Genomic DNA, 6,637 nt, shown 5'->3' with positions numbered 1-6,637 from the left:
CCCCGCGACGTGCATCACACTGTGCGCCATCTCGAAATTGCGGGCATAAAGGCGCATCGCAATTTCTATACCGAGCGCCATTCGTGTTTCGGGATTGACCTTGCGCCAACTCTGCATCGCCTTTTGGGCAGCACCGATCAGCGCAGTCGGATCGCTGACCGGATAGTCGATGCCAAGCGGTTGCCGAGTGAATGGAGATGTCTCCGCGCCGCTGCGGCTAGTGATCCCAGGCTGGTCAAGGTCAAACGGTTGCCCAAGCTGAGCTTCAAACGCTGCCCTGCCCGCTTCCGGTGCGCCGGGCGCATGGAATTTAGCACTGGGGGAATCGCGGAACGGGCTCCAGCTTTTGCGGCTGCTTACAGCTTCAATCGCCGCCTCAATCGTGGGAGCGTGACGGGCCGTCAAGTCTTCAAGCTTTTCGGTCATCTTCTCTCTCAGTTTAGCCGTTCCACGATCATCGCTGCACCTACGCCCGATGCGCCGCTGACGACAACAAGGCCTAGCGTTCCATCTGCCTCATCGAGACAATCCAGCAATGTCGATGTCAGGATCGCACCACTGGCCCCCATTGGATGCCCCTTGGCAATATGGCCGCCCGAAACATTGACTTTGGTGCCGTCGACACGGTCGTCGCGCAAAAATCTGGCGATGGTAACGGCGAAGGATTCCATGAACTCCACCCGGTCCATATCGGCCAATGTTAGACCGGCGCGTGCGAGCGCCTTCTCCATTGCAGCAAAGCCTGCCGTGAGCGATGCCACAGGGTCACCGCCGCTTTCGGCAAATGCCAAAATACGCGCGCGTGGCTGCCCTAATTTTGCTTGCCCAACACACGCCATTGCAGCGCCGTCGCACACTGGAGGGGCATGGCTAAAGGTGTGAAGCGGCTCGAACCGGTCTCCGCCTAGTGCATCCGCATATTGATCTTGCAAAGCAGCAAACCCCGCAGGCATCGCAGCAAGCGAGGAGGCGTCTGTCTTTGGGCGAATACATTCTTCTGTTTGAAGCGTGCCGCTTGGGATTCGCGAGCGGATTAACGCGCTGTTGTTTTCAGCAGCCGCAGCTTTTTGTTGTGAGACAAGGGCTACGGCATCAAGTTCGGCGCGACTAAAGCCTTCATCTGCAGCTAGACGGTCTGCTGCGAGCACAACCGGAATATAACGGGTGCGAACTGGAAAGCTGGCATCTGTATAATAGCTTGCCTTGTCACCCATAAAGGGCACGCGGCTCATGCATTCAACACCCCCAGCCAAAACTGAGCTCGCCTGCCCGCTGCCGACCATTGCAGCCGCCAGACCAATGGCTGATAGCCCAGATGCACAATAATTGTTTATGCTATGCGCCGCTGTTGCATCGGGCAGGTCAGCATGGAGTTTTGAGACAAGTGCTATGTGACCGCCCTGGTCACCTACTTGACCGATACACCCGAGTAATAGGGCTTCTGGTGCCTGTGCCCAATCACCCACGCGCCCTCGCACCGCATCAATCTGTTGTTTAACCAGTTCCTGCGGAGTTAGCGCGGCCAGTCCACCTTCGGCTTTGGCTTTGCCGCGCGGTGTCCGGACTGCATCATAAAGAAAAACATCTGCCATATTATCAGATACCCACGACGAAGCTGACCGAAGTCGTGGCACTACCGCCAACATTGAAGGTCGCAAAATTCTTCGCTCCTTCGACCTGATAGTCGCCGGCCTTTCCAGTTACCTGCTTGGTCGCGTCGAGCATCATGCGGACACCGGTGGCGCCAACGGGATGGCCCAGGCCGATCAATCCACCCGAAGGGTTGACGGGAAGTTTTCCGCCCAGCGCAATCGTTCCGTCCTCCACTGCGCGCCAGCTTTCGCCGGGCGGAGTGATCCCGAAATGGTCGATTGCCATATATTCCGTGATCGAAAAACAATCGTGCACTTCGACGCCGTCGCACTGGTAAATGTCTGCCATGCCTGCACGACCTAGCGCGTCCATCATAGCCTTGCGGACGGTGGGGAAAATATAAGGTTGCCCGAAGCTAGCGTTGACTTTGGTTGAGTAGAGTAACGGGGCTGTTGAATGACCCCATCCTTTGATGCGCGGAATACTGTCCAGTGACATGCCCCGTCGCGCCGCGTAGCGTTCCGCCACTTCGCGCGATGCAAGAAAGATTGCGGCGGCTCCATCCGTAACTTGCCCACAATCAGCCTTGCGCAGGCTACCTTCGATTGGCGGGTTAAATTCGTCATTGTCAGCAAAATGATCCGGCGTGATCGCCCAATTGCGCGTCTGTGAATTGGGGTTCTTTTTGGCATTCGAAAAGGCGATTTCGGAAATGCCCCGAAGGTGCGCGCGGTCAAGACCGAAGCGTTCTTCATATTCCGCAGCCACATTGGAAAACATGTGCGGCCACAAATAGCGCGCTTCTTGGGCTTCGCGGCCTGCCCAAGCGGCGGAGCCTAGATACTCCGCTGCCCGTTGTCCCGGTACGTTGCGCATCAACTCAATACCAAGGACCAGCACAAGTCCGTAGCGCCCTGCTTCAATCTCCGCGCTCGCGGCAAGGATGGCGATGCTGCCCGAAGCGCAGGCGGCCTCATGGCGGGCGGTCGGGATGCCCGCCATATCGGGGTGAACATGGCCAAAAAATCCGCCAAGCTGGCCTTGACCCGCAAACAGCTCGCCAACAAAGTTGCCTACATGCGCAGTTTCGACTTCATTCGGCTCAATGCCCGTGGCTGCAAAAGCGGCTTCGGCAACGTCGCGGAATAATTCAAAAATCCCGCCGCCTTCGCGGTCGATATTGCGACCAAAGTCGGTTTGAGCGCCGCCTAGAATGAACACTTCTGCAGACATGTCAGTCTCCTTTTTCAATCATCGCTAGCGCCAATTCACGCACTTCGCTGCGCATCACTTTATTAGTCACATTACGCGGCAAGCTTTCCAAGCGGAACAGCCGTTCGGGCAGTTTGAACACGGCTAGATCTTGTTCACGCAAAAACGCCGTCACCGCGTCCAACGACACGTCTGCTCCGTCGCGTGACACCACAGCGACACCGATCCGCTCGCCCATCACCGGATCAGGCAGAGCGAACACGCAGGCTTCTGCAAGTAAGGGGTGGCCGCCTAATGCCTGATCAATCTCTTCCGGAGAGATATTGACACCTCCGCGAATAATCAGATCCTTGCAGCGTCCGGTAAACTTAAGGAATCGGCCACCCTGTTCAATCTGGAAGAGGTCGCCCGTTTTGAAATATCCGTCTTCGGTGAAGGCGGCAGCGTTTTGCTCCGGCGCTTTCCAATAGCCTTCAAATACCGCTGGCCCTCTTATCTGGAGTTCGCCTGGCACACCTTCATCCGTGATCGGCTCTCCGCCCTGCGGGGGGACAAGCCGCGATTGCATAATGCGTTCAGGTGCGCTGCCAAACCAGGGTGTAATGTCCAGCCCGTTCGGGAAATAGCTTGCTCGCTCGACCGGGTCAGGCACATCATCCGGTCCGGTAATCAGCGTCATGCCCTCGTTCGATCCGAAGATGTTAATTACGGGCAGGCCTAGCCGCTCTTGAAAGCCCTGCACCATAGCTGGTGCCAGCGGGGCAGAGCCAGAGCCGATGGTACGTAGGCTAGAGAAATCAACCTTGGCCAGCAGGGCTTCATTTTGGAGCAGCATATTGAGCACGGCAGGCGGTGCGATAGTAAAGCCGGGCTTTTCCGTTGCAATCTGGCCCAAATAGATTTGCGGATCAAACGGGTGATGCAACACCATCGTTCCGGCAATCCGCAGCCAGCTCATCGTGATGCCGCCAATCGACGCCATGTTGATCAGCGGGAAAGGATTGAGCATAACATCGCCGTCCTGCAACCGCGATGTGCTGTACGTGCCTGGCGCAATACCTACCCAATGGTTATGACTGCGTGGCACGCCCTTTGGAATACCAGTTGTGCCCGACGTCCAGCAGACGGTGAAAATATCGTCGGCATCAATTTTTGTCGCGGCCCGATATGCGGCGAGCAGATCGGGATGCGTTTGCGCGTGCGTTAGGTCTATCGCATCAGCCGGAGCATCGGGGCCAACCGTCATCAGCTTGATTGAACCGTCCAACAACGACCGCACGACGCCTATATGATCGGCATTGTGCATTTGTGTGCCGCAGATAAAGGCCTTCGGTTCAACAATATCAAACATCGTTGAAAGTTCGTGGCTGCGATACTGCACCGCGACTGGGCTGACGATGGCACCGATGGTTGCAGCTGCAAAGTAGAGCGCCACAAACTCGCTGATATTGGGCAGCTGGATGACAATCACATCATCCTTGCCAATATCCGCTGCTAGCAATGCTCCCGCCAGCCGTTCGACCTCTGCCTGCAACTGTGCATAAGTTAGCCGCTTTGGATCGCCAAAGGCAAAGTCATTACGATTGGGTGCATCGACCAAAGCCAAGCGTTCTGGATGCTTGACGGCATTGGCAAAGAATAGATCAGCGAGTGTCTTGTCCCCCCACCAGCCAGCCTCGCGATATAGAGCCCGTTTTTCCTCGCCAGCAACGATCATGTCAGGCCACCAACACGCTATTCGGACCCATGCCGATATCGTCACCATTGGCCCATACGGAGTGTGTACCCGAACAGAAGCGTTCGGGAAGAATGATCCGGCATACCGGACCCGCGCCGAAGTTCTTCGCGTCAAACAAAACGCATTCGGAGCGGTCATTTTTGACGTCTGCAATGAAGGAGACAAGATAGCCATCATCTTCATCCTTGGCGTTGATGCGCGGTGCAAATGGGCTTTCGCTGCCATAGCGGTCCGGCCCAAAACAGACCTCTTCGCTTTTACCCGTCTCAAGATCATGCTTCACAAGACCTGAGAACAAGAACCAATAGGGTTCTGGCACGGCCGAATAGGCATAACGATATTTGCGCCCTGCATATTTCTGGTTGATCATACCGAACTCGAGTATGCGGTCGTCGAGGCGTTCCTCGATAGTTGCCCCAGTTTTCAAATTGAAACGCCAGCGATGCAACTTCGGTTTCATCAACCCTTGTGACAGATAGGCCATCATCCGCTCTAGCCCGTCGGGCGCATCCGGATGCGACTTGGGCTGGGGCTCTTCCTGATAATAGCCGTCTAGGATGATCTCGTCGCCTTCTTCCCACGCATTCAGCCAATGGAGCGTGTAAGTCGGCTCCGCTTCGAACCAACGGATATCTTCTGGCTGGCCCATGCGCGGGATGATGCCAAATCGCGTTTTTTCATCGGGGTGAAACTGCACTACGTGCAGGTTGCGCTGCAACAGCTCGGGATCCCAGTAGAGCGGCATATCGTTCACGATGGCATAATTTTTGGTGAACGCCATATCGTGTGGTAGGCGCGGCCCGGCGAGTGGGACCGGGATATAGTGCTTTAGCTTATTATCTGCGCCAACGACGCCATAATGCATAAAGGGCGCGTGTTTGGAATAGTTGAAGAACATGAGTTCACCAGTGGCCTCATCCACTTTTGTATGCGCCGACACGCCGTCAAGTGGGACCCAACTCTCAGTACCGAACTGTTCCAGCGTAAAGGGATCTAAGCGATAGCCTTCACCGCATTGGTAAAAAGTCGAGAGGATCTTGCCAGCATGCACCACGACATCGGTCGAGGAAGAGTCTTTCAACCATTCCTGCGCCCCCCAGCCGGGGCGGGTCGATTTATGCGGCGGCTCCATGAGACCCGCCCACAAAGCCTTGCCTGCTTCTTGTTCTGCCTGAAACCCCTTAGTACGGACAAAGCGGCTGCGATAGCTTGCACGACCATCTTTGAAGCTGATCGCATGAATGAAGCCATCACCATCAAACGGATGATAGCGACCAATGGGTTCGTGCACTGGAACCTCGCCCGTCCGAACATAAACTCCGTCGATGTCGTCGGGGATTGTGCCGATAACTTCGGCATCGCCATTAGCGAAAATCGCGTTCCATTCATTGAAGGTTGGGCGCCAAGCACCCTGCATATAAGGATGGTCGGTACTAGTAAGTGTTGACCTAACTTTTCCAACAAGTTCGACTGTCATGACTTCACTCCTTAGCAACAAAGCGCGGCAAATTGCATGCCGCATCATATTCTTGTTTCAGCCGCGCAATAATCTGCGCGATCGGCTCAATGGCCTTTACCGCACCAACGCCTTGTCCAGCGGACCAGACATTTTTCCACGCCTTCGCATCATCCTGTGCATTTGCGAAATTGGGCTTCTTATCTTCAGCCATGTTCCTTGGATCATGGCCAGCGGCCAAAAGGCTCGCGCGCAACCAATTGGCAGTGACGCCGGTAATACCCCTTGAAGGAACTATATCTTCGGCGCCAGCATCGACCACCATGTTTTTATAGGCTAGTTCTGCCATACTCTCTTCAGAAGCGATAAGGGCCGTCCCTACATAAGCAAGGTCGGCGCCGAGCACTTCTGCTGCGCGAATGGTGTGCCCATTGGAAATCGCCCCCCCAAGGATGATAGGTCCGTCCCAGAACTGGCGTACCTCTTCAACAAAGGCGAAGCTTGCGGTTTGCCCCGTATGTCCACCCGCCCCGGATGCGATGAGCACCAATCCGTCCACGCCCGCGGCCGCAGCTTTGCGTGCGAAGCTTACAGAGTTCACGTCGGCAAAGACTAATCCTCCATAGCCATGCACTGCA

The 6,637-nt window shown here is 55.7% G+C and carries 6 protein-coding genes; all 6 read right to left on the bottom strand.

Annotation, left to right across the window (positions count from 1 at the left end):
* Window positions 1-426: hypothetical protein (locus ACIQ0Q_RS09735; RefSeq protein WP_395772737.1), on the bottom strand; the 426-nt coding region annotated here is incomplete at its 3' end.
* 8 nt (window positions 427-434) lie between these two features.
* On the bottom strand, window positions 435-1,592 hold the full coding sequence (locus ACIQ0Q_RS09730; protein ID WP_395620431.1) for an acyl-CoA thiolase: 1,158 nt from the start codon (window positions 1,590-1,592) through the stop codon (window positions 435-437).
* Between the two features lie 4 nt (window positions 1,593-1,596).
* Window positions 1,597-2,826: an acetyl-CoA acetyltransferase gene (locus ACIQ0Q_RS09725; RefSeq protein WP_395620430.1), complete on the bottom strand. Its 1,230-nt coding sequence runs from the start codon at window positions 2,824-2,826 to the stop codon at window positions 1,597-1,599.
* 1 nt (window position 2,827) lies between these two features.
* Window positions 2,828-4,522 carry a class I adenylate-forming enzyme family protein gene (locus ACIQ0Q_RS09720; protein ID WP_395620429.1) on the bottom strand — a complete coding sequence of 565 codons (1,695 nt, stop codon included), beginning with the start codon at window positions 4,520-4,522 and terminating at the stop codon, window positions 2,828-2,830.
* A gap of 1 nt (window position 4,523) precedes the next feature.
* Window positions 4,524-6,020 (bottom strand): carotenoid oxygenase family protein, encoded by a 1,497-nt coding sequence (locus ACIQ0Q_RS09715; protein ID WP_395620428.1) that lies wholly within the window; start codon window positions 6,018-6,020, stop codon window positions 4,524-4,526.
* A 4-nt stretch (window positions 6,021-6,024) separates the two neighbouring features.
* Window positions 6,025-6,637 (bottom strand): NAD(P)H-dependent flavin oxidoreductase (locus ACIQ0Q_RS09710; protein ID WP_395772736.1); only part of this gene is annotated, 613 nt, incomplete at its 5' end.

Origin of the sequence: Arenimonas sp. (assembly GCF_044348765.1) — a bacterium.
Classification (GTDB): Bacteria; Pseudomonadota; Gammaproteobacteria; order Xanthomonadales; family Xanthomonadaceae; genus Arenimonas.
This window is presented reverse-complemented; position numbering and strand designations above follow the sequence as displayed.

Excerpts from the sequence above, each read along its gene's own strand:
- ACIQ0Q_RS09730 (WP_395620431.1), bottom strand. The coding sequence starts at position 1,592 with ATGGCAGATGTTTTTCTTTATGATGCAGTCCGGACACCGCGCGGCAAA.
- ACIQ0Q_RS09725 (WP_395620430.1), bottom strand. The coding sequence starts at position 2,826 with ATGTCTGCAGAAGTGTTCATTCTAGGCGGCGCTCAAACCGACTTTGGT.
- ACIQ0Q_RS09720 (WP_395620429.1), bottom strand. The coding sequence starts at position 4,522 with ATGATCGTTGCTGGCGAGGAAAAACGGGCTCTATATCGCGAGGCTGGC.
- ACIQ0Q_RS09715 (WP_395620428.1), bottom strand. The coding sequence starts at position 6,020 with ATGACAGTCGAACTTGTTGGAAAAGTTAGGTCAACACTTACTAGTACC.